At 56.5% G+C, this 23,081-nt stretch carries 21 protein-coding genes; 5 read left to right on the top strand and 16 right to left on the bottom strand.

Annotation, left to right across the window (positions count from 1 at the left end):
• Positions 1–6 precede the first annotated feature (6 nt).
• The 3 genes from AC2TEL_RS17675 to AC2TEL_RS17665 form a co-directional block, all read right to left on the bottom strand.
• The gene (locus AC2TEL_RS17675; protein ID WP_480905764.1) at positions 7–1,080 is read right to left on the bottom strand and encodes an amino acid ABC transporter permease; all 1,074 of its coding nucleotides are present in this window, start codon (positions 1,078–1,080) and stop codon (positions 7–9) included.
• A 3-nt stretch (positions 1,081–1,083) separates the two neighbouring features.
• A complete protein-coding gene (locus tag AC2TEL_RS17670) occupies positions 1,084–2,250 on the bottom strand; it encodes an amino acid ABC transporter permease (RefSeq protein ID WP_480905761.1) in 1,167 nt (388 codons plus the stop codon).
• 65 nt (positions 2,251–2,315) lie between these two features.
• Positions 2,316–3,359 carry a transporter substrate-binding domain-containing protein gene (locus tag AC2TEL_RS17665; protein ID WP_480905759.1) on the bottom strand — a complete coding sequence of 348 codons (1,044 nt, stop codon included), beginning with the start codon at positions 3,357–3,359 and terminating at the stop codon, positions 2,316–2,318.
• Positions 3,360–3,483: 124 nt separating this feature from the next.
• On the opposite strand from AC2TEL_RS17665, the gene AC2TEL_RS17660 reads away from it, so the two are divergent.
• Entirely contained in the window at positions 3,484–4,230 is a 747-nt protein-coding gene (locus AC2TEL_RS17660) for a GntR family transcriptional regulator (RefSeq protein ID WP_480842734.1), read from the top strand.
• 50 nt (positions 4,231–4,280) lie between these two features.
• On the opposite strand, the gene tcuB is transcribed toward AC2TEL_RS17660, so the two are convergent.
• Genes tcuB through AC2TEL_RS17645 form a run of 3 tightly spaced genes read right to left on the bottom strand, consistent with a single transcriptional unit; the run spans position 4,281 to position 7,424 of the window.
• The gene (gene tcuB / locus AC2TEL_RS17655) at positions 4,281–5,348 is read right to left on the bottom strand and encodes a tricarballylate utilization 4Fe-4S protein TcuB (RefSeq protein WP_480842736.1); all 1,068 of its coding nucleotides are present in this window, start codon (positions 5,346–5,348) and stop codon (positions 4,281–4,283) included.
• Entirely contained in the window at positions 5,338–6,732 is a 1,395-nt protein-coding gene (gene tcuA, locus AC2TEL_RS17650; protein WP_480842737.1) for an FAD-dependent tricarballylate dehydrogenase TcuA, read from the bottom strand. Before tcuA ends, tcuB begins: the two co-directional genes overlap by 11 nt.
• Positions 6,733–6,743: 11 nt before the next feature.
• The gene (locus AC2TEL_RS17645; protein ID WP_480905756.1) at positions 6,744–7,424 is read right to left on the bottom strand and encodes a GntR family transcriptional regulator; all 681 of its coding nucleotides are present in this window, start codon (positions 7,422–7,424) and stop codon (positions 6,744–6,746) included.
• 110 nt (positions 7,425–7,534) lie between these two features.
• Between AC2TEL_RS17645 and AC2TEL_RS17640 the strand changes: the two genes are divergently transcribed.
• Positions 7,535–8,566: an AbrB family transcriptional regulator gene (locus AC2TEL_RS17640; protein ID WP_480905753.1), complete on the top strand. Its 1,032-nt coding sequence runs from the start codon at positions 7,535–7,537 to the stop codon at positions 8,564–8,566.
• 36 nt (positions 8,567–8,602) lie between these two features.
• Here AC2TEL_RS17640 and arsB read toward each other — a convergent pair whose 3' ends face one another.
• Genes arsB through AC2TEL_RS17620 form a run of 4 tightly spaced genes read right to left on the bottom strand, consistent with a single transcriptional unit; the run spans position 8,603 to position 12,709 of the window.
• On the bottom strand, positions 8,603–9,622 hold the full coding sequence (gene arsB, locus AC2TEL_RS17635) for an ACR3 family arsenite efflux transporter (protein WP_480905750.1): 1,020 nt from the start codon (positions 9,620–9,622) through the stop codon (positions 8,603–8,605).
• Positions 9,619–10,884, bottom strand: coding sequence for an organoarsenical effux MFS transporter ArsJ (arsJ, locus tag AC2TEL_RS17630; protein WP_480842745.1), 1,266 nt, complete (start codon positions 10,882–10,884; stop codon positions 9,619–9,621). The genes arsB and arsJ overlap by 4 nt, the downstream gene beginning before the upstream one ends.
• Positions 10,881–11,879, bottom strand: a complete 999-nt coding sequence (locus AC2TEL_RS17625; protein ID WP_480905747.1) for an ArsJ-associated glyceraldehyde-3-phosphate dehydrogenase — start codon at positions 11,877–11,879, stop codon at positions 10,881–10,883. The genes arsJ and AC2TEL_RS17625 overlap by 4 nt, the downstream gene beginning before the upstream one ends.
• Positions 11,876–12,709 carry an arsenate reductase/protein-tyrosine-phosphatase family protein gene (locus AC2TEL_RS17620; RefSeq protein WP_480842749.1) on the bottom strand — a complete coding sequence of 278 codons (834 nt, stop codon included), beginning with the start codon at positions 12,707–12,709 and terminating at the stop codon, positions 11,876–11,878. Before AC2TEL_RS17620 ends, AC2TEL_RS17625 begins: the two co-directional genes overlap by 4 nt.
• Positions 12,710–12,903: 194 nt before the next feature.
• Between AC2TEL_RS17620 and AC2TEL_RS17615 the strand changes: the two genes are divergently transcribed.
• A complete protein-coding gene (locus tag AC2TEL_RS17615; RefSeq protein WP_480905744.1) occupies positions 12,904–13,911 on the top strand; it encodes a hypothetical protein in 1,008 nt (335 codons plus the stop codon).
• A gap of 113 nt (positions 13,912–14,024) precedes the next feature.
• Here the strand turns inward: AC2TEL_RS17615 and AC2TEL_RS17610 are convergent, their stop codons facing one another.
• The 3 genes from AC2TEL_RS17610 to AC2TEL_RS17600 form a co-directional block, all read right to left on the bottom strand.
• Positions 14,025–15,035, bottom strand: coding sequence for a HupE/UreJ family protein (locus AC2TEL_RS17610; protein WP_480905741.1), 1,011 nt, complete (start codon positions 15,033–15,035; stop codon positions 14,025–14,027).
• The gene (locus tag AC2TEL_RS17605) at positions 15,032–15,865 is read right to left on the bottom strand and encodes a peptidyl-prolyl cis-trans isomerase (protein WP_480842755.1); all 834 of its coding nucleotides are present in this window, start codon (positions 15,863–15,865) and stop codon (positions 15,032–15,034) included. Before AC2TEL_RS17605 ends, AC2TEL_RS17610 begins: the two co-directional genes overlap by 4 nt.
• Positions 15,866–16,271: 406 nt before the next feature.
• Complete coding sequence (locus tag AC2TEL_RS17600) at positions 16,272–17,153, bottom strand: LysR substrate-binding domain-containing protein (protein WP_480842757.1); 882 nt, start codon at positions 17,151–17,153, stop codon at positions 16,272–16,274.
• Between the two features lie 103 nt (positions 17,154–17,256).
• On the opposite strand from AC2TEL_RS17600, the gene AC2TEL_RS17595 reads away from it, so the two are divergent.
• Together AC2TEL_RS17595 and AC2TEL_RS17590 are read left to right on the top strand one after the other, a co-directional pair.
• On the top strand, positions 17,257–18,042 hold the full coding sequence (locus tag AC2TEL_RS17595) for a HalD/BesD family halogenase (RefSeq protein WP_480842759.1): 786 nt from the start codon (positions 17,257–17,259) through the stop codon (positions 18,040–18,042).
• Complete coding sequence (locus AC2TEL_RS17590; RefSeq protein ID WP_480905738.1) at positions 18,039–19,289, top strand: M24 family metallopeptidase; 1,251 nt, start codon at positions 18,039–18,041, stop codon at positions 19,287–19,289. Before AC2TEL_RS17595 ends, AC2TEL_RS17590 begins: the two co-directional genes overlap by 4 nt.
• Positions 19,290–19,450: 161 nt before the next feature.
• Here the strand turns inward: AC2TEL_RS17590 and AC2TEL_RS17585 are convergent, their stop codons facing one another.
• The 3 genes from AC2TEL_RS17585 to AC2TEL_RS17575 form a co-directional block, all read right to left on the bottom strand.
• Positions 19,451–20,968, bottom strand: coding sequence for an ABC transporter permease (locus AC2TEL_RS17585; protein WP_480905735.1), 1,518 nt, complete (start codon positions 20,966–20,968; stop codon positions 19,451–19,453).
• Positions 20,969–20,978: 10 nt separating this feature from the next.
• Positions 20,979–22,028 (bottom strand): quaternary amine ABC transporter ATP-binding protein, encoded by a 1,050-nt coding sequence (locus tag AC2TEL_RS17580; protein WP_480842765.1) that lies wholly within the window; start codon positions 22,026–22,028, stop codon positions 20,979–20,981.
• A 68-nt stretch (positions 22,029–22,096) separates the two neighbouring features.
• On the bottom strand, positions 22,097–23,068 hold the full coding sequence (locus tag AC2TEL_RS17575; protein ID WP_480905732.1) for an ABC transporter substrate-binding protein: 972 nt from the start codon (positions 23,066–23,068) through the stop codon (positions 22,097–22,099).
• Positions 23,069–23,081: the final 13 nt, after the last annotated feature.

Below are 23,081 nucleotides of genomic sequence, written 5' to 3'. Positions count from 1 at the left end.
TTCTCCTCAGCGGCTGCCAACGCTCATGCGGCGTTCCAGATAGGCGCCATAGCGGGACAGTGAGAAAACGAAGACGAAGAAAAGGAGGCCGACGAACACGTACATTTCGATCGTCGCAAAACTCCAGTCGGCGGTACCTGCAGCAGCGCGGCCCGAGGCGAGAATGTCAAAGAAACCGATGATGGTGACCAGCGAGGTTTCTTTGAACGTGATGACGAACTGGTTGATCGTCGGGGGCAACGCGTTGCGGAACGCTTGCGGCAGAACGATATACCCGATCCGGTGCCAGTAGCCCATGCCAAGGGCTTTGGCGGCCTCCTCCTGACCCACCGGGATGGCTTGCATGCCGCCGCGAATGATCTCGGCCTGATAGCAGGCGAAGAAAATGGCGTAGCCGATGATCACACGATACAGCTTGTCGCCAATTGCCCAATCCGGCAGCACGAAGGGCAGGACAATGGCGAAGGTGAACATGATCGACAGCAGCGGCAGAGACCGGATGACGTCAATCACCAGCGCCATTGTTCTGGCGATCCATGGTAATTCCGACCTGCGCAGCAAAGCAAAAATAATCGACAGGGGCATGCCAAGCAGGCAGACCGCCGCGAAAATGAAAACCGTCAGTGACAGCCCGCCCCAGTCGCGCTCGACCACAGGTGTCAGACCAAGGACGCCGCCACGCATGAGGATGTAGAACGTCGCGAAACCCACGACCCAGAGTAGTGGCAGGCGCTTGGCGCTCCAGAATACGGGGATACAGGACAGGATCGCGACAACCAGCATGACGATACAGGCCAGCGCGGATCGCCACTGCTCTTCAAAAGGGTAAAGGCCGAACAGAACGATACGCCAGCGCGTCGCAACGAAGGACCAGCAGGCCCCATGCTCGTGCGCGCGGCATTCTTCGTTCTTCCCATATCCCCAGATCGCGTCGAGAAACGCCCAGTTGAACAGGCTCCACAAAACCCAGGCCGTGAATGCCGCAAGAAGAACGGTGATCGTGCTGTTCAGCGGCGTCGCAAAGTAGTGCTTCTTGATCTTGCTGAACGCAGGGGTGCTGGGAATTGGAATGTCGGTCATCGCTCAGATCCTCAGCTGCGTGCCCTTGAGCTTGATTGCGTCATTCACGCGATTCAAAACCCAGGCCATCGAGTAATTGATGATCAGGAAGCCGCCCATCAGGATCGCGATCAGTTCCAACGTCTGCCCCGATTGGTTGATGGCCGTGCTGATGACCATGAAAAAGTCGGTAAAGCTGATGGCAATGCCAATAGTTGTCGCCTTGAACAGCCAGACATACTGGTTGATCAGCGTCGGCATCACGATGCGGATGGCCAGCGGCAGGCGAATGCGGCTGAAGATGTGCCATGGGGACAAACCAAGGGCACACCCGGCCTCGGATTGACCTTTCGGGATGGCAATAAAGCCGGCGCGCACGATCTCGGCGATGTAGGCCGCGCCGTAGATGGCGATGGCGATCAGGCAGGCCATCAGTTCCGGTGAAATGCGGATGCCGCCCCGGTAATTCAGCCCGGCCGCCTCGGGAACGCTTACCAATGGTGTCTCGGGAATGCGACCGATCCACATCACGGCTAGGGCTACCAGGAACGCGAGCGACCACAGCAGCTTTCGCTCTCTGCTGGCTTGCCGCAGATGAAGATCCGGCCACCGCTTTGCGCCCAGCCAAAGCGCCAGAGCAAAAGCGGCGACAAGAAGTATGATGGACACAAAAACAGAGCCGCCGGTGACATTTAGGCCGGGTACGTAGATTCCGCGGCCTGTCAGGGCGATGCCGCCCAGAATGGGTTCGGCGTTGCGGGGGCTGGGAAGGCCCAGAAGCAGAGTGTACCAGAACAAAAGCTGCAGGATCAGCGGCGCGTTTCGAAACAGCTCGACAAATGTGGTGCCGACCAGTTCGGCCATTCCGTTGCCCGATGTGCGCATGACGCCCACGGCCACACCGATCACAGTCGCAACCGGCAAGGCGATGGCACCAAGAAACAGCGAATTGAGAATGCCGACAAGGATCGCTCGCGCATATGTGGAGTTGGTGCTGTAATCGATCAGGGAGAAACTGATGCGCCAGCCTGTGGCCCGTTCCAGAAACCCGAACCCCGAGGTCAGACCTTGCGCCTCAAGATTTGTGCGGCCAACCAGCACCATGACAACCAACATTGCCGCAATCCCGCCGACAAAGGCGAATTGCAGCCCGGCGTCCCTGACCCGTCTGTTTTTGATAAGTGATTGCATCGGCTCCTCCCCTGATCTTTGAACCGGGTGCAATTCACAGATCGCACCCGGCACGCATCGACGGTCTAGTCGATGATCATCGGATAGAAGACGCCGCCCGCGTTATAGAGATTGTTGATCCCCCGCGGCAGGTTGTAAGGAGAGCCCGATCCGATGTTGCGCTCGTAGATTTCGGCAAAGTTGCCGACCTCTTTGATCATGTTGTAAGCCCAGTCATCGGGCAGACCCAGACGCGCACCATAGCCTGGATTTACGCCAAGAAAGGTTCCGACGGTGGCTGATGGCGGATTGGTTCGCACTTCGTCGACGTTTTCCGAAGTGATGCCCTCCATTTCTGCGAACCAGAGCGAAGACAGCATCCAGTTCTGCACGTCCAGCCAGTCCGGATCACCTTCGGGGACAATGATACCTTCCGCCTCAAGCGCGATGACATCCGGAAGGATGACATGCGCATCGGCTCCGTCCGGTGCATCCACACGCCCCGCGGCGAGGCTCGGTGCCCATTCCACAAGCCCATCGCAACGGCCTTCGTAATACGAGTTGCGCAACTCGTCGCCATTTTCGAAAGTCAGCATTTCGGCGTCGATCTGATGCGTGTCGAGATAGGTTGCGGTGGCGCGCTCGGTCGAGGTGCCCGCTGCAACGCAGATCGTGCCACCGGCAAGATCCGCCATCGTATTGGCACCCAGATCCGTGCGTGTCATGGTCTGGAAAGCGCCGATGAAATACGGGCGGCTATAGGACAGGTTCAATTCGGTATCCCGACTTTGGGTCCAACCGGAAACCTTGATCACCACATCAATATCCCCGGACTGCAGCGACGGCCAACGCTGTGCCCAACTGATCGGCACGATTTCCAGATTTCCTTCGGAAGTGCCGAACAGACCGGCGGCAAGGGCCTTGCACAGATCGATGTCCACACCGCGCCAGTTACCCTGATCGTCCACTTCTGCGAACCCAAGGAACGAACCGTTGTGCCCGCTGCACAGCAGCGACCCGCGTTCGAGAACCGTGTTCAGGCGGCTGTCTTCGGCAACCTGGGCTTGCGCCACCTGAGATGTGGCGATGATTGCCATCGTTGCAGAAGCAATTGTCTTGGCAATTTTCATTTCTTTCTCCCTGTGTCGACATTATGTCTGCAAGTTTTTTGTCGACATTATGCCGACATGTCAAATTAAACTTGCATTTAGCTTAGACCGCCGCGACAATGAAGGGCGCTAGGAAGGTCTATAAATGGTTAAATCACAAGAACTTACACAAAAACACGCCAAAGGCCGGGGCTCAAAATTCGTATATGATGAACTTAAAAGAGAAATTCTGACGCTGGATCTGAAGCCGGGATCGCCATTGGACGAAACCACTTTGTCAGAGAGATTCGCCATGTCGCGCTCTCCGATACGCGAAGCATTGGTACGACTTTCCGCAGAAGGTTTGGTGGTGATGCTTTCAAACCGATCGACCCTGGTCTCTCCGATCGATTTCGCCGGGTTTCCCCGTTATGTTGAAGCGTTGGATTTCCTGCAGCGGATTAACACGCGACTGGCGGCAAAAAACCGGTCCGAAGACGAAGTTCCGGCAATGGAAGTGGCAGCGAAGGACTTTGATACGGCCTGCGCGAAAAATGACTATCTTGCCATGTCAGCCACGAATTACGACTTTCATATGGCTATTGCTGCGGCGGGCAAGAATCCATATCTGGCGCGGGCCTACGGTAAGCTCCTGACCGAGGGTCGCCGCATATTGCACATGCACTTTGACTACCTTGCCGCATCGGAGACCGAGCATCTGCTAAGCCCCGATCACTACGATATGGTCGAGGCCATTCGAGATCAGGATGTGTCTAAAGCCGATCAACTGGCCCATGCCCACACAAGACACTTCCACGACAGATTTGTCAGATTTATGAGCGCAAGTTACAGCGATGATTTCGATTTCGACCTGTCTGTGCGCGACGAAACCAAGGGGGCGCTGATTCAGTAGTACCCCCGAGACATCGCTCGGGGCCACATCTGAGCGGACCCATGCCAGCCTTATTCGCCCCTTTTTCGCTGCGCGTCTCTGACCAGAGCCGCCGTTCTGTAGAATCCGTGCGCCATTTTGGTGAAGGGTGTCAGCAGAAAGAAAGTCAGGACCGATCCGAGGTGCAATGCAAGAAGTGCAGGCATCAATGTGGTAGAGCCCAACGCGTAAAGAACCAACCCGCTGAAACCGACAAAACCCAACAGCAGGATGAATCCGATCTCCCCGCCCCAGGCAGAGACATCGCCGAGTTCACGGTCTGACTTCTTCTTCAACCAAACCATCGCACCGCATCCAAGGGTCAATAGTAATCCTCCCGGAACCCCGAGCAGCTTGGGCAGCGACCAGAATCCGTAGGGCGCATGCAACCCAAAGGCATAGTGCATAATTGTGGCAACAGACGTGGAAGCGAAGCAAAGAAGGAAGCCGTACATGATTGCATGGTGCACGTGTCGGCGGGCTTGGCTGAAACGATCCTCGTCCTCGAAATTGCAACCCTCGCCGTGACCTGCGGCCAGATCCTGCATCGTTCCCGCGCGTTTGAATGCAGCAGAAAGATCCGTCCATCGAACTGATTTGCCGCCCACCTCGTGCCAATAGCGCTTCAGGCTGATTGCGATGCTGAGCACTGGCAGCAGAAAGGCCGGGGTAAAGATTGCCACCATCGCATTGTGGGAGAGAACGGCATAAAACGCCTCTCCTCCGCTCGATCCGATTGCGCGAATGGCCCAGAAAAGTGTCGCGAAGCCGATGACCAGCGCCAAGGCAATGGCACCACCATGAGTATGAAACAGCCGAGCCACAGGTTGCGGCCAGGCAAAGCTCTCCCAGCTGTCGCGACGGACTTCGGCCAACGCCTTGGGCAGGTTCAGATCGAATTCATGCGGCGCCGTGTACTGACAGGCATAGTAGCAACCCCGACAGTTGTGGCAGAGGTTGGCCAGTTGCGTGATATCGCCGTCCGAGAATGCGCGTTCGGCATGCAGCGACGGAAAGACCGAGCAATAGCCCTCGCAATACCGGCAGGCATTGCAGATTTCGGCCTGCCGGCGCGCCTCGTGGATGAGATCAGTTTGCATATGCGGCGGCCTCACGTCCTGCGATACGTCCAAAGACAGTTCCAATGGTCATGCCGAAACCGGCCAGGTACCCTTGCCCGAGTATCGATCCGGCCATGGTTTCCCCGGCGGCCCACAAGTTCCTGATTTTGCCTGCAGGCGTCGAACACTGGGCCCTGTCATCGACCTTTAGGCCCAGATAGGTGAAGGTCACGCCCGTGCGCAGCGAGTACCCGTAAAATGGAGGTTCGGTGATCGGACGCGCCCAGTTGGTCTTGGGGGGCGTCAGGCCGGCGGTCGCGACGCCGTCAAGTTCGGTCGGATGAAAAGCGGTCGTGTCTCCACAGGCCGCATTGAATTCCCCGACGGTCGCGTTCAGCTTGTCTGCTGGCAAACCCATCATATTCGCAAGCTCATCCAGCGTATCGGCTTTGAGCGGTGGAAACACCGAAGGCATGAACAGGTTGAGGGATTTGGCGTCGATGATCACGTATCCGACTTGATCCGGTTGAGCAGCGACCAGCCGCCCCCAAATCGCGTAGCGCTTGGGCCAGACGTCTTCGCCCTCGTCATAGAACCGCTCGGCGTTTTTGTTGACGACGATCGAGAATGGTACGCAGTCCAGACGGGTGACGATGCCCCCATCGAATTTGGGCGCGCGACCATCGATGGCCACGGCATGACATTGGGTAGGGTCACCAACGCTATCCACGCCTTGATTCAAAAGGTCGGCCAGAACGACGCCGCGATTAAACGGCGTACCGCGGATCAGAAAGTTCTGCGCGGCGGGGCCCCAGGCGCGGGTCAGCCAGTCGGTGTCGGCCTGAAAGCCGCCCGAGGCAACGATGACGGCCTTGGGCGCAATGCGATGGGCGTGGCCTTCGTGGGTGTAATCAACCCAATCAATTTGATCGCCATTCAATTCCAGATGCGTGACAGCCGCTTCGTAAAGGACATCCACGCCCAAGCCGTCCGCCGTGCGGTAATAGGCATTGACCAGAGACTTCCCGCCGCCCATGAAGAACGCGTTCGTGCGCGCCAGCGACAGAGTACCTGAAAGCGATGGCTGAAACCGCACGCCATGCTCTTCCATCCATGGCAGACATTCCTCGGAAGTCCGGATTGCCAGCCGTGCCAGGTGTTCATCGGTTTGGCCTCCGGTCACTTTCAGCAGGTCGGACAGGTATTCGTCTTCGCTGTATTCCTCGACCAGCGGGCCCAAAGGCGCGGAATGCATGCAGCGGAAGTTTCGGGTGTGGCGAGAGTTTCCGCCGCGATACGGCTTGGGGGCCGTTTCAAGGATCAGAACTTTTGCACCGGCCTCGGCTGCTGTCATTGCGGCGCAAAGTGCGGCATTCCCGCCTCCGATGACTGCGATATCATAGGCTTGGGTTTGGTTGGCCATTTTCGGTCTTTCTATTGGCTTTGATCCGTGGCGCGGTCTCGTTCCTGCAACGCGCGAATGCGCATGCGTTGTGCCGCCTGGATATGCGCGCGCATTTCTGTCTCGGCTGCGGCGCCGTCTCGGGCTATCAGCGCGGCCATGATGCGCCGATGTTCGGACACTGCCACCTCGGCCCGCTCGCCATCCAACAGCTGAGATGGTCCCAGGATCAGCAGTGCCTTTTGCAAAGACAGCATCGATTTTGCGAGAAAGCGGTTCTTGGCGGCATCCAGAAGCGTGGCGTGAAAAATCCGGTTGATCCGCGCGGCCTCGGGGCCTGTGCCTGCTTCGGCCAGCCTGTCGTTGAGAACCTCCAGCTCATCAAGTTCAACGTCCGAGGCCGCACGCGCAGCGAGCCGAGCAGCAGTGCCCTCGAGAACCGCGCGCATTTCGTAAAGCTCCATAATCTCGGCGTAATCGAGACTGCGCACTGTGGCACCCAGCCGAGGAACATGCGTTACAAGCCCGTCTGCCTCGAGTTGCCGGATCGCCTCGCGCACAGGTGTCCGGCTGACGCCCAACCGTTCTGAAACCTCAATCTCCCGCAACCGGTCGCCCGGCAACAAAGCACCCTCGCGAATCTCGTCCAGCAACCGCTGATACGCGGAATTACCCTGTGGGCCTGGCTGAATTGAGTCGTCCTGAACGTTCATAATGCTCTCACTTGCATATTGCGTCCACTTGTATACATTTGGATACATACAGAGTCAACAGAATCGGAACTCGCATATTGTCCACCCGGATTTCTCAGCTTTCACCCCTGATGCAGAGGTCACTGACTTTTGGCCTTGCGGTTCTGGGCACAGTGGTTTTCTGGGCTATGGACTTGCCTCTGCCGTTTCTGTTTGGACCGATGACAGCCTGCCTTATCGCCGCATTGGCGCACGCACCTCTGGAAGGATTCGGACAGGTCTCGATTGCTGCAAGGACAATACTGGGTGTCGCTGTTGGGGCTTCGATCACACCCAGCCTGTTCGCCGAGCTTCCGAAAATGGCGGCATCAATCATGCTGATCCCATTCTTTATCATCCTGATCGCGCTGGTCGGGGTCCCGTTCTTTCGGAAGGTCTGGGGGTTTGACGACAAGACCGCATTCTATGCAGCCATGCCTGGCGGATTGCAGGACATGATTATCTTCGGCACAGAAGCAGGCGCCGACCCGCGCACGCTGTCTTTGATCCATGGAACGCGCGTGCTGATCATCGTGACACTGGCGCCATTGTTTCTGACGGTGTTTTACGACGCCGAACTGACCAATCCGATCGGTGAGCCCGCCAGCAAACTGCCAATCCACGAACTGTTGCTTATGGTCGTGGCTGCCATCGTCGGATGGAAGGGCGGAGAGAGAATTGGTCTTTTCGGCGCCTCAATTCTTGGGCCGATGATCCTGACGGCCGCGCTGTCGTTAGGTGATTTCATTCATACCCGCCCCCCGCGTGAGGCTGTTCTATTGGCACAATTCTTCATTGGTTGCGCAATTGGCGTGAAGTTCGTTGGTGTGACATGGCGCGAGCTTAAACGGGTCGTTGCGGCCGGTGTCGCATATGTCGTCGTACTAGCCATTCTGGCGGCGGCGTTCACTGCGGTCGTCACGACCCTTGGCCTTGGACGCCCGGTCGAAGCATTCCTGGCCTTTGCGCCGGGCGGTCAGGCGGAAATGACCGTGCTCGCGATCGTGTCGGGCGCTGATCTGGGCTTCGTGATCACCCACCACCTGACGCGGATTGTGCTGGTGATCATAGGCGCACCGATAGTGGCCAATCTAATTGTCCGCTGGTCCAGACCTCAGGATTGAGTCAGCAGATTACCAAGGCAATAGCCCTTTTGTTTGTCACGTGGCGGGCTCAGGAAAATGCGCTCGTGTCCGGTTTGCAAATGCCACAAGCGATAACATGACCGGGACCTCGACCAGGACGCCGACGACCGTTGCCAGAGCCGCCCCCGAATTCAGACCGAACAGGCTGATCGCGACGGCGACGGCCAGTTCAAAGAAGTTGGATGTTCCGATCATAGCGCATGGTGCGGCAATGCGATGGGGAACCTTCAGCGCGAAGGCCGCGCCGTAGGCAAGCGCAAACACTCCGTAGCTTTGGATCAATATGGGAACGGCAATCAGAACGATGACGACCGGCTTCGCGAGGATGGTCTGACCTTGCAAACCGAACAGAATGACAACCGTGGCGATCAACCCCATGACCGACCACGGCTTTACTCTAGCCGAAAAAGCCTCGATTGCTTCTGATGAGCCAAGCCTGCGACGGGTGATCAGACCGGCGATGAGAGGCAAAACAACATAAAGCACGGTCGCCAGTACCAAGGTCTGCCAGGGCACCGAGATGTCGGTAACCCCCAGCAGGAATGCCACAATCGGCGCGAAGGCCACCACCATGATCAGGTCGTTTACTGAGACCTGAACCAACGTGTAGGTTGGATCGCCCCTGGTCAGTTGCGACCACACAAACACCATTGCCGTGCAGGGTGCGGCCCCCAACAGGATCAGACCGGCCGTGTATTGAGCGGCGTCCTCGGGCTCTATCCACGGAGCGAAGACATAATCAAAAAACAAAACAGCCAAAAGGGCCATGGTGAACGGCTTGATCAGCCAGTTGACGACAAGTGTCACGATCAGCCCGCGCGGCTGCCGGGCAACACCGGCAACGGCGCCGAAATCGACACCAACCATCATGGGATAGACCATCGCCCAGATCAGGACCGCCACAACCAGATTGACGCTGGCGACCTCGGCCGACGCGACAAGCCCCACAAGACCGGGTGCCGCCAAGCCGATCAGGATGCCGGCGACCATGGCAAGGGCAACCCAGACAGTCAGGTAACGTTCGAATATGCTCATGAAATTGCCTCGGCTGTGTGTGCGCTCAGCTTGCCGGACGTCAGCGCTGCAAGGGCGACCATCAATGCGGCGGTGCCCAGTACAAGTGGTAGCCCCCCAATCTGATAGGTCAGGCCGGACAACACGGTTCCCAGCAGCCGGCCAGTTGCGTTGGCCATGTAATAGAACCCAACGTCCATCGTGACCCGTTCGGATTTGGTGAAGGCCAAAATCAGATAGGAATGAAGCGACGAGTTCACCGCGAAAATCGCACCGAACACCAGAAGCCCGATCACGAGAGTGACCGTCAGCCAGGTCTCTGGCCCGGACGATACCAACACGGCCACGGTCAGAACAGCAGGCACGAAAAACAGCGTTGCGGCCCAGTTGCGCGCGGCCCGGATCAGGTCACTTTCGGTTCGGTCCGAGGCACGCAGAATTTTGGGAGCACCGGCCTGAATGGCACCGTACAGGATCACCCAAACAGCCATGAACGTGCCGATCATGAAGAACGCGGTGCGGTTTCCTTCCTCGGTGCCATCGGACAATACGGCGTAGAAATAGATTGGAATGCCGACCACGAACCACACATCTCGCGCACCGAAAAGGAAGACGCGCGCGGCTGACAGCCAGTTCACATTGGCTGATTTCGAGAAGACCTCGGAAAACTTTGCACCTTTGCGCCCTTTGGGAAGCCCCGGCGGCATGAATATGACAACAGCCGCCAGGATCGCTGCAAGTACGATCGCCATGACCAGAACTGCCCAGGTAAAGCCCAATGTCGCAAGCAGTGCAGCCCCAAGTAGAAAGCCCAAACCTTTGACCGCGTTCTTGGAGCCGGTCAAAACTGCAACCCAGCGGAACAATCCCCCGCCCTCGGTTGGCGCCAGCAGCTTGACAGCGGATTTCGAGGACATCTTGGCAAGGTCCTTTGCAACCCCGCTTGCCCCCTGAACGATCATGACAAAAGCAACCGAAACTCCAATCGCCCAATTCGGGTCAAGCTGGGTCAGCGCCAACAGCGCCACAACCTGCAGACCCAGACCTGAATATAGGGTCGAGGTCAGCCCAAACCGGGCCGCGATCCAACCTGCGGTAAGGTTTGTGACCATGCCCGCGATCTCATAGAGAACAAACAGATAGGCCAACTGTACCGGCGAAAAGCCCAGGGTATGAAAGTGCAACAGCACCAACATCCTGAGCGCCCCGTCGGTCAGCATAAAAGCCCAATAAGCTGCCGTAACCGCGATATAGGCCGACAGACCTTCGGGTTTTCGGGTCACAACGATGCCCCGACCATCATCGCCACATCAACCAGACGATAGGCATAACCCATTTCGTTGTCGTACCAGGCATATATTTTCACCTGCGTTCCGTTCACGACCATGGTCGATGGCGCGTCGATGATCGATGAACGTTCATCATTTGTGTAATCGGTCGACACCAGCGGTCGCGTTTCATAGCCGAGTATTCCGTTCAATTCGCCTTCCGCTGCGACTCTGAAGAACTCGTTGACCTCTTCGACGGTCGTTGCCTTTTCAACCTCGAATACGCAGTCGGTCAGCGAGGCATTCAGCAGCGGGACCCGAACGGCATGGCCGTTCAACCGCCCTGTGAGTTCGGGGTAAATCAGCGTAATTGCCGTCGCCGAGCCGGTTGTCGTCGGGATCAGCGAATTCAGGGCCGATCGCGCGCGGCGCAAATCTTTGGCCGGGCGGTCCACGATGGTTTGGGTGTTGGTCACATCATGGATCGTCGTCATCGACCCGTGGCGGATGCCCAAATTCTCATGGATAACCTTGACCACCGGCGCCAGACAGTTGGTTGTGCAAGACGCCGCTGTCACGATGCTGTGCACGGCAGGATCATATATGTCCTCGTTCACGCCCATGACGACATTTGCGGTCGGCCCATCCTTGACCGGGGCTGAAACGACTACCTTCTTCACGCCGGCCTCGAAATACGGGGCCAGTTTGGCTTCGGTTTTGAATACGCCGGTGCAGTCGATGACAACGTCAACGTTTTCCAGCGGCAAGGCATTCAGGTCCTTGGCGCCGACGAAAGGCAATCGCGTTCCATTGACGGTTACGCTGTCTGCGTCATGCTCGAAGGTGGCATCCCAGCGCCCATGCACAGAATCGAACTCCAGAAGATGCGCGTGCATCGCCGCATCGCCCACTGAATCGTTGATCCAGGCGATATTTGCACCCCTGTCCAGCAACGGCTTCAGGACCAGCTTTCCCATTCGGCCCAGGCCGTTCACAGCGTAAGTTGTCATTTGGTTTCCTCAATAGGAGTCCTACCGATTTCATCTACGGCGGATTGCAATGCGATCCGATCAAGGCTTTCGATCGGCAAGGACGTAAAGGCTTCGATCCTGCGCCTCAGCGCGCCATAAGCGCTTTGAAAGGCAAGACTCTTTTCGGCATCTGTTCCTTCGGTCTTGACCGGGTCAACCATACCCCAGTGACCACTGATGGGCTGCCCTTCCCATGCGGGACATTCCTCGTTGGCCGCCTGATTACAAACGGTGAAGACAAAATCCATTTCTGGCGCATCCTGCGCCGAGAACTCGGACACGTTCTTGGATCTGAGAACCGAGGTGTCGTGTCCCTTATCCTTCAAAACCTGGACGGCAAACGGATTAAGCTCCGAATATGGCTTCGTGCCTGCGGAATAGACGTTGAATCTGTCTCCACCGATCTCGCGCAGCAGAGACTCAGCGAAAATTGAGCGCGCGGAATTGCCGACGCAGATGAATAGTACATTGAACTTCCGGTCAGTCATTGTGTCATTTCCTTTGGTAAAGGGCATGCAGATATCAGGGCGACCACGGCAGCAATCCACGACCAGATAGTCGAGCATCGACTGCACGTTTTTCATTTCAATTGAGTACAGAAGAGATGTTCCGGATCTTTGCTGCGAAACCAATCCCGACCGTTGCAGTGCGTTAAGGTAACTCGACAAGGTGCTGGCTTTTATGGCCAGCTCGGATGCCACCTCTCCGGCCGGAACGGCGTCAGGATAGCGTCGCATCAACATGCGAAACACGGAAATGCGCTGAGGGTGGCCAAGGATAGCAAGTTGGTTCGCAATTTCTTTTTCCATATTTCGCGAAATATGGAAATAAAGAAAGCGCGTCAATACTTGATTTCAATCCTTGGCGGGCTTCGAGACGTATGGAACAGAAAGCTACGCATGCGCATACACTCAGAGGCGTTCGCCTAATCACGTCACGAAATTCATATATGTGCGGCGAATCGTGATAAATTGCGCATAATCGGCAACTTGGACGGCAGCTTATGAAAGCGTTTTTCACGTTCGCGGCAGTCTTGATCGGCTTTGTGGCGTCGTTGCCAGCACCGGCGTCGGCATGTGGCTTCCATGCGCTGTCACCGCGCGTCAGCTTGGTTTCCACTCTCCTGGGCAGTGACACCGTCGTCTTGGCAATTGCCGACCCGGAAGACCCTTTTCAGTACAAATCAATAAAAGCCGTTCGCGGGAGTGTTGAAACAGCGGACGTCCCTTTTCTCGTGGATAGTGCGACACGCAGAAAACTTGCTGGAAGCGCAGACGACAAAGTTCTTTTTGCGCGAAGTGGAAAGACAGGAACATGGACCAGGCTTGCTTATATCGACCAGTCTAATGCGGCGATATTCAACCATATCCTCTCCAATTTTGAGACATGGCCTTCGCAAGTGCATCACCGTTACGAGTACTTTGGATCGCTGATCAACCACGAAAGCCCGTCGATTCGAAATCTTGCTCTCACCGAGCTGGATCAGGCGCCGTACGCTATTCTCCGATCCTTGAGCATCACTTCAGACAGCAACGTGTTAATTGATGATTCTTCTAATCCGCGCGCATTAGGTCTGAAGCCCATAAGAATTCTCATTCTTGGGCTCGGCAGGGATGAAGATGCCCGTCAGTTTCTATACCGAAGGTTTCGACAAGCGGTTGCCAATTCGAAGGGTAAGGTGGTCGGGGCATATGCGACTGCGATCATCGAACGTGATGGGCCAGCGGGTGTTGATGTCGTGCGCGCGGCCATGCTGGAAGACGGTCTGAGTTCCGAGAGCAAAGAAGCCATGGTTGAGGCCGTGGTGATCCAGCACTTATTCGGTGCGCGTGAGAACCGCGATGCAATTGGGAAAACACTGCGCGCGTTGATTAAAGAAGATCCGAAGATCGCGGGCGAAATAGCGCGCCAGTTCAAGTCTCGCCCGAAATCGTCCGTCGCATCGCTGCGACGCGGAATTCGTTATGAAACCGCACCGCTGGCCAAATCGAGTGATGCACTTGAAGACTGATCCGCTCAGCAACGACGCAAACCGGCTTGTTTGTATTGCATTACACTTTGTCCGACGCGCATTACAATTGATGACCAGGTCATCACTGTGCCAGTGAATTGGCACTACTACCGCTAGAATGCTGCGACCCTCTCGGCCACCCAGAACGTCGAAACTGCTCCGATAGCGTACCCGAATATGACGTTAATCACGTTCTGGGGCTGCCGCCAAAACTGGCGCAACCGTGGCCAAATCCACGCGAGGGTAAGCCCAATTCCCAGAACAAAGGCAACAAAGACAAGTTGCCCGGCTTCGACACCAAGATTGAACGCCAGCAAAGCCGTGGCAATATCCCCCTGTGGTAAGCCGATTTCCCGCAGCGCCCCGGCAAAACCGAGGCCGTGCAACAACCCGAATGCGAACGAAATCAACCAGGGCGCCCGTTCAAACAGGCTCTCCTGCGTGTTCTGACGCTTGATGATTTCGACCGCCAGAAAAACGATCGAAAGCGCGATGACTGCTTCGACAGGGGGACCGGGAACAGTGACGTGCCCAAGGGAAGCAAGCGCCAGAGTTATTGAATGGGCAACGGTGAAAGCCGTGATCGCAATCACCAGTCTTCGGACATCCTTAATCAACACCAGAAGTGCAAAAACAAACAAAAGATGATCCCAGCCGGCCAGGATATGTTCGAAACCCAGCCCCAGATAGCTAAAGAACATGGACAACCCTGACGATTGCGTGGGCACGTCAAAGCTGGTGTTCTGCGGCGTCAGCCTGTGTGTCTCTGTCGATCCGTCTGTTAATTGCAGCCGCACAAGCACGTCAGTGCGCTGAAGTTCGAGGCCCTGAATTGAAAGCGCTTCGCCCTCCAACCCAGCCGTGCAGGTCACGCCCCATGCGGCAATCCATGCTGAACCGTCAAAAACCTGCTCGGGCGTCTGGCTTTGTGTACAACCGCCTGGCAATTCGACCGAAATGGCCATGGGCGAGCCGTTCACATCCGGAACACGCCAGAAGATCTGCCAACCTGTTTCGCCTCGCTGTCTCAGGTCGAGGAATCCCGGCTCCAACGCGTGGCTGTTTGCCGCCTGAACAGGCAAAAGCAGCAGAACACACGCGATTAAGACACGTTTCAGGTTCATCGTTGCAATCTCATCGCCAGTTGGTCGCGAGACGGTCTGTCTATCTCATACAAATCCACCAGATCGTCAAACTGCGCCTGCGACAGAGCATCTTTCAGATTGCGCCGCCAATCCGACAACACCTCATCGCGGATCTCTTCGAAGTCCGGCAGGTTCGGAGATCGACGATCCATGACATATACCAGATGCAGGCCGTAACCCGATCGGATTGGTCCTGCCCATTCGCCATCCGGCAGGGCCTCAACCTGTTCGAAGAAATTCCCGCCAAAAACGCCCTGCACGCTCCGGGCGGAAGAGAGCGGAATTTCATTTGGCAACAAGCTGACCGAGCCAAAACCGGCGGGTTCAGCCCCTGTTTTCAAGGCTGTCATGGCAGCCCGCAATCCCTCTTCATCCTCACCAAAACCTATTTGCCGGAACGAAACGCGACCAGGCTGCAAGAATGTACTTTGGTTTTCATTCATATGCTCTTTCAACACGTCGTCGGACGGTTCTGCGGCCTGTGCAAGTGAGGTCGTCAGAAACTCCATCTTTTGCGCCAATCGGTTTCGGACGATGCTGTCGCCACGGTCCAGGCCCAGTGTCCGGGCCTCCCTGACGAGAACCTCTTCTCGCACCAGCCTGTCGACCATAGTGTCCAGCTCATCGAGTGTCGGAATACGCTGCCAAGTTGCCTGAAACTGGCTGATCAATCGGTCGACGTCCGGTTCGTCAACTGTGATGCGGGCTTCGACTACAGCCTCGGTAGAGGCATCCGACAGCGAAAACCACGCAAATATTACAGCCCCCAGAATAAAGAAATGGACCACCGGTTCTTTTAAGAATGTCATGAATACCCTTTGCCGAAACTTGAGCTGCTTTTACCCCGAATCCGGCAAAGATACCGGAACGTGGCAGGAACCTGATAGCTTTTCCTGAAGCGTATACCAGATTGACAACGAGTACGCGCCTTCATGTGTGTCTGTCGGCACTTTAGCCGTAATCTGATCTGCGAAATGCACCGAGGCATAGTTGGTTCGCCATTGCATCGAAATGGCCCCGGAATGCGAGTCAATCGAGTGGTCGGGACAATCCCCCGGTTCACCTCGCTCCATGCAAATCGACAGGCATCAGTCGGGCTCAACACCACGACAAGAAGCGTCCATGGGCAGGGTGATTGAACGAATTTTCGATGATCGAATGGTTTTCACTCAGCAGTGTTTACGGCCCGGTCCCGAACAAAAACTGCGCAAGCCTTCAATTGCCGCGCAGGGCCGCGACGATCTGCTGAACCTCGGGATTTGACCGAAGTCTTTTTGGAAACGCAACTCGATAATCTTGCGTCAGCTCCAAAGGAGTCAGTTTCATCTGAACGACCCTGCGTGCGGCAAGATCATCGGCTGCCATCATCGCAGGCACCAGCGCAACACCCAATCCGTGGCGCGCGAGGTTGAGGGCCGTACTACTGGACTGCGCGAGCAAACCAAGATTTGGGTCAACGCTTCGTTGCCCCATCAGCGCTGCGGTCCAGTTTGGCGATGACGCGAACCCTCGACCCCAGTCCGTGTGAATGAACGACCGGTCTTCAATCGTCTCTAATCCGTAATCGTACAGCGTTGCAATTTGCGGGCAGGCCACCGCCACCAACTTATCCGAAAACAACGTTTCGATGTGATAATCCCCATACAAATCATGGCCGTAGAATATCCTCATATCCACCTTGTCAGTCACAAGGTCGATAGGGTCTTCATCAACACGAACACTTAGCGGAGCCCACTTTGCGCCGAATTCCAGTGCCGCCAGTCTGGGTGCCAACCATGTTTCAGCCACGGATTGCGGGGCGCTGAGCGTCAGTCGTTTTTGCCGCTGAGCCTTGCGCTGCATTTTGTCGGACAACGCGCCCAAGGTGGACATCGCATGGGCCAGCTCGGGATAGGCCGCCTGTCCCGCATCAGTCAGAGAAATTCGATTGCCTTGACGAATGAACAACGTCTTCTGCCAGAAATCTTCAAGGAGTCTCACCTGCTGGCTGACGGCGGCGGAACTGACACCCAGTTCGCTGGCTGCGTTAGTGAATGAACCGGTGCGAGCTGCGGCCTCGAAAGCACGAAGGGCATTGAGTGGGGCAATCGAATTCATGAACACCTCCGAAAGTTTTTCTTTCGGACGATAATTAGAAATACTGTTGATTAAAAGGGGGCGCCAGCCATAGCCTTTTTTTCATCACGATGGAGGGCGCAGCATGTATGACCTGATCAATCTCGACCGATATCCTCTGGACGAGCCGGACGGCGACCGTTGGATGGAACTGGTTCAGACCTGCAAGGCTTCTTTGGAACAGGACGGTCTGTTCAACCTGCCGGGATTCGTTCGCGAGACCGCGATATTGCAGGCGGTTGACCAGCTTAAGCCAGTCCTGGAGCGCGAAGCATTTGTCCACGCGCGCCGTCACAACATCTACTTCCAGAAATCAATCGAAGGACTGGATGCCAAGCATCCCGCATTGACTGAGTTCGACACTTCAAACCGAACGATTTGCGCCGATCAGATGGGCACCGCCCTTGTCATACAGCTATATGAATGGCCACCATTCGCTCAATTTCTCGCCGCGGTGATGGAGAAACCAAAGCTGTACACGATGGATGATCCATTGGCCCGGGTGAATGTCATGGCCTATTCCCATGGCCAGGCGCTGAACTGGCATTTCGACCGATCCGAGTTTACCACGACCTTGTTGCTGCAATCCCCAAAACATGGCGGTGCATTTGAATACGACCGGAACCTGCGCAGCGATACCGATCCCAATTATGACGGCGTGGCCGACCTGCTGGAAGGGCGGCGAACACCAACACTGATTGAATTGGAGCCCGGTACGCTGAATATATTCAAAGGCAAAAACACGGCACACCGGGTCACACCTGTCGTCGGTGATCAGGATCGAATTATTGCCGTCTTCTCCTACTATGAAAAGCCCGGTGTACTGTTTTCCGAGGAAGAACGCATCGGGTTCTACGGGCGGGCCGCATGAATATTGATCCCGCCTTCAAAGACGACCGCAAACTGACCTATCTGAACGCAGAAGGCGCTGACAAGCCTTTGAAAAGCCCTGTGCCCGCCGAGACCCTGAACCGGGCGCGATCCTATCGTCTGCGGCGGCTGCGAGAGCAAATGGAGGCAGCGGATTGCGCTGCCCTTCTGCTCTATGATCCTTGCAATATCCGCTACGCGTTCGACTGCACGAACATGCAGGTTTGGACGCTGCACAACCCGATGCGATATGCGCTGATCCTGACTGGTGGCCCGGCGATCATGTTCGAATTCAAAGGTTGCCTGCACCAAAGCGAAAACCTGCCCGGAATTGACGAAATCCGAATTGCCAAAACCTGGATGTTCATGGCGTCCGGTGACAAGGTTGAAACAGCAACCAATGCCTGGGCTGACGAGATCGCCGATTTGGTGAGCCGCTATGGAGGCGGGAACCGCCGCATTGCCTGTGACAAATTGGACGGCAGTGGCGTCCACGCGTTGGAAACGCGGGGTTTGACCTATGTCGAGGGAACGCAGATCACCGAAATCGCCAGATCTATCAAGTCGCCCGATGAAATCGAACTGATGCGGTGGACGATCCGCGTGTGCGAGGCCGGCATGGCCCGAATTTACGAACATTCCTGCCCCGGTACAACCGAGCGCGAGTTGTGGGCGCATCTGCATTTTGAGAATGCACGGTCTGGCGGAGATTGGCTGGAAACCAAGTTGCTGACATGCGGGCCAAGAACGAACCCCTGGTATCAGGAATGTTCAGACCGCGTGTGCCAATCGGGTGAGATGATCTCGTTCGATACGGACATGATCGGGCCCTATGGGTACTGCGCGGATCTTTCCCGTTCCTGGACCTGTGGTTATGAGCCCATGAGTCCGACCCAGCGGCGCCTGTATGATACAGCGCTTGCGCAGATACAGCACAACCTCGATCTGGTAAAACCCGGCGTCAGTTTTTCAGAGTTCAACGACAAAAGCTGGCGCATACCCGAAACGCATATTCCCTATCGGTACTCTCTGGCGGTGCATGGCGTAGGTATGGCTGATGAATGGCCTGTTATTCCATTGCATGTGGATTGGGGTCCCGCGGCGATGTCGGGGCAATTCCTGCCGGGAATGGTTGTCTGCGTTGAGAGCCTGATTGGTGAGCTCGGGTCGGAGAGCATCAAGCTTGAGACCCAGGTTCTGGTGACGGAAACCGGATATCAGCGTTTGGACAGCTTTCCCTTCGAATGAACGAGGCTATCAAAACCCGTGCCCATTCCGCCAAGATCTAGAGAGTTCCGCCAGACTTTCATTCACTGGGATTTCAACGGCGAAGCTCTCACCCCTTTGCCGTCAGACCAAAGAGGTGAGATCCTTTAAGCAGGGATCAGCGAGATTTATGGTGACCGACTTTACCTTTTTCCGGCCACGATGCGGTCCAGAATGAGCGCACAGAAGAGGATCGCGAGGCCCGCCAGAATGCCCTGTCCCGCTGCCGCATACTGAAGTGCCTCCAGAACATCTTCACCCAGGCCTTTCGCACCGATCAGTGACGCAACAACCACCATGGCCAGCGACATCAGGATTGTCTGGTTCACTCCGGCCATGATTGTCTTGTGAGCCAAGGGCAGATCAACACGCCAAAGCAGGTAGCGTGGTGTCGCGCCGAAGGCCAGCGCGGCCTCGCGCACTGTTTCGGGCACTTGCTGAAGGCCCAATACGGTAAAGCGGATCACCGGAGGGCTGCCGAAGATCATGGTCGCAACGACACCAGCGGGTTTACCTGAACCGATAAAGGCGACAACAGGGATCAGATACACGAAGGACGGCATGGACTGCATGAAGTCGAGGATTGGGCGCACGATGGCAAAGGCTCGTGGACGGCGCGCGCAATAGATGCCAAGCGGAATGCCCAAAGTGATCGAGATCAGCGCGGCGGCCCCCAGCAAGGCAATGGTAGTCATCGCTTTTTCCCAGAAATCCAGCAAGCCCAGATAGGCCAGCGCCGCGCCGGTGAAAATCGCCACGCGCGAGCCCGCAGAAAGATAGGCCAGCATGATGATTACCAGTGACACTACCGGCCATGGGGTATCGACCAGAACAACCTCAATCCAGTCCAACAGGGTGCGCATTCCATAGGTCAACCCATCAAAGAATCCGCGCCCCGCGGTTTTGGTCCATTCAAAGACGGCCTGCACTCCGTCTCCGACATTCAACCGCCAGTCGCGGTTGGTCGGAAATGTCTTCAGGACAGTCAGCGCGTCAGGCTGTGCAAACTTGATGGCAGACAGAACAACAACCACAACGGTCAACACCGCGGCAACGATCGTCCGCGTGACGGACCAACCATGCGCCACACCGGAATCCGACCGCCAGCGCGCGAACTGCCCTTCCAATGTCCAGTTTGCCAGCGATGCAGCAAGAAACTTCACTGCCAACAACAGGGCGATACCCAATGCAAGGTATGTGATACCGGTGGAATCGGCACTTTGAGCGGCCTCCTGCGCTCCGGCCAGAGCGCCCTCCAGAGATTCTGCCGCGCGTTTGAGAGAATCCAGCGACGCAGCACCGGATTGCTCAGCCGCTTCAATCTGCTGGCGCCTTAACTCCAGCGTCTGCTCGATCTGAGCGGCGCGTTCGCGGAACTCGCGCCCCAGATCGCCAAACAGGCCCAAGCCTATTTGGATGTAAGCTAACGTCTCCAGAACCAGAAACCCCAGAAACCAGGACCATAGGCCGCGCGCCCCAAACCAGATCGGGCCAAGGAGCGCAGCAGCCTTGTTCAGCGTGAACCGATAACCCGGAGCCTGCATCATATATGCAAAGGTCTTTTGGTAATACGCCTGGCTTTGCCCGACAAACTCACCAATCAGGCTTTCCAACCGGTCGGCAGTTTCAGGTTGAACCTGTTGTGCATCAACGTGTTTCATCACCGTCCCCTTATGCCTGACTGTCCTGAATGGCGCGGATCAGCCCCGCGCGGTTGATCACGCCGACTGTCTTGCCTTCCTGCGTCACGGCAACCACGCCATGCCCGTCGACGCAGAGGTTCATCAGGTCGGACAGGTCCATGTCGGGATGCGCCTCTTTCGCATCTTCCGGGACTTCGCCGTGATGCGCCTCGAATTCGTCGACCGGCTTCATCACCGCATGGGCAAAGATCATGTTGAGCTTTGAGATCCCGGCAACAAAATCGGCGACATAGTCATCAGCGGGGTTCAGGATGATCTCTTCAGGCGTGCCGATTTGAACGATGCGCCCATCTTTCATGATCGCAATGCGGTGGCCGATGCGGATAGCTTCGTCGAGGTCATGCGTGATGAACATCGTGGTCTTGTTGAGCTTGTGGCTCAGCTCCATGAACTGATCCTGCAACTGCTTGCGGATCAGCGGATCGAGGGCCGAGAATGGCTCGTCCATCAGCAGAATTTCGGGGTCAGCCGCGATTGCGCGGGCAAGACCGACACGCTGCTGCATGCCGCCGGACAGTTCATGGGCGTATTTGTCTTCCCAACCGCTGAGCTCCACAAGCTCCAGAACCCGATCCGCCTCTTCCCAGCGACGCGCTTTGCCGGTGCCGCGGATTTCCAGTGGCATGGCGACGTTGTCGCGTACGGTACGGTGCGGCATCAGGCCGAAGTTCTGGAACACCATGGCGACCCGGCGGTTGCGCAGATCGCGCAATCCCTCATCGTTCAAACCCATTACGTCGTCACCGTCCAAATAGATGTGACCGTCCGTGGGCTCCAGCAGTCGGTTCACATGACGGACCAAGGTCGACTTACCCGATCCGGACAGGCCCATGACGCAGAACAGCTCACCGCGCTCGATTTCGAAGCTGGCATCAGCGACCCCGACAACGCAGTTGAACCGGTCCAGCACTTCCGCCTTGCTCAGCCCCTCGCTGTGAATAGCTTCCAGGGCGTCCTGCGCTCGTGCTCCGAACACCTTCCACACGCCACGTGCATCGATTGCGATATCCGCCGTCATACTGGCCCCACTTTGGTTGAGCTTGCAGATTGCGTCCCCGGCAATGTTGAGCCAGGGACCCATTGGTATCAGTTGGTTTTCAGACCAAGCCAGCCATCGACCGTGTCGCCGTTCGCGGCAATCCATTCGGCCACAACCTCATCGGTATCGCGCCCTTTGACGACGACTTCATAGGTCAAAGCACTGAGCTGATCGGCATTCATGTTTATGCCGCTCAGGAAAGACGCCGCCGCCGGATTGCGCTGTTCCAGCGACTTCGAATGGGCAACGGTCACGGTTTTGACCGGTTCGCCGGTGCTGACATGTGATTTGTTGTACCAATCTGCGTCCTGATCTGGCTGTACCATCTTGTAGGTCGATGCGTCGTGTTCGGGTTCTTCCAGAATGGTCACATCATAAAGCGCATGCACATAATGCGGTGCATAGCAGTAGAAGGCGGCACCCTTCTTCTGATCAATCTGATCCTTCAGTCGCGAATAGAACACGGTTTCGTCTTCTGTGGTGGGGGTCAGAAAGGTTTCGATCCCATAGTCGCGAACACGCACTTTGAAGGTATTGGTTGATGCCCAGCCGGATGCACCGACCCAAACCTCGCCCATGCCATCGCCATCCGAGTCAAAAAGCTCCTGCGCCATTGGCGTGGCAAGGTCATAGATCGATTTGATGCTGTGGTCCTCAACCATGTAATTCGGAACACAAATCCCCGCGCGGCCTTCGTAGCTGCCGGAAGAGAGCGCCACAGTGCCTTTCTGATCGACATATTCATCAGTGAACGAGGACTGGTTTGGCAGCCAGACATCGGGGTGTACGTCGATGTCGCCGCGCCCGCCATCCATCGCGGCAAAGATCACGGCATTGGCACCTGGCGCATAGCCGACCTCGCCACCCAGTCGGGTTTCGATGACCTGACCGATCACACGGCTCATGATCTTGGCACCGGGCCAGCTGGGCTCTCCCACCATAACCTTTTCCTGCGCCATTGTGGCAGTAGCTCCCAAGGCCAGTGCGAGGGACGCAGTCAGTGTCGTAAAGTTCCTCATCTTCTTCTCCTGT

Source organism: Ruegeria sp. HKCCD9138 (assembly GCF_057220975.1).
This window is presented reverse-complemented; position numbering and strand designations above follow the sequence as displayed.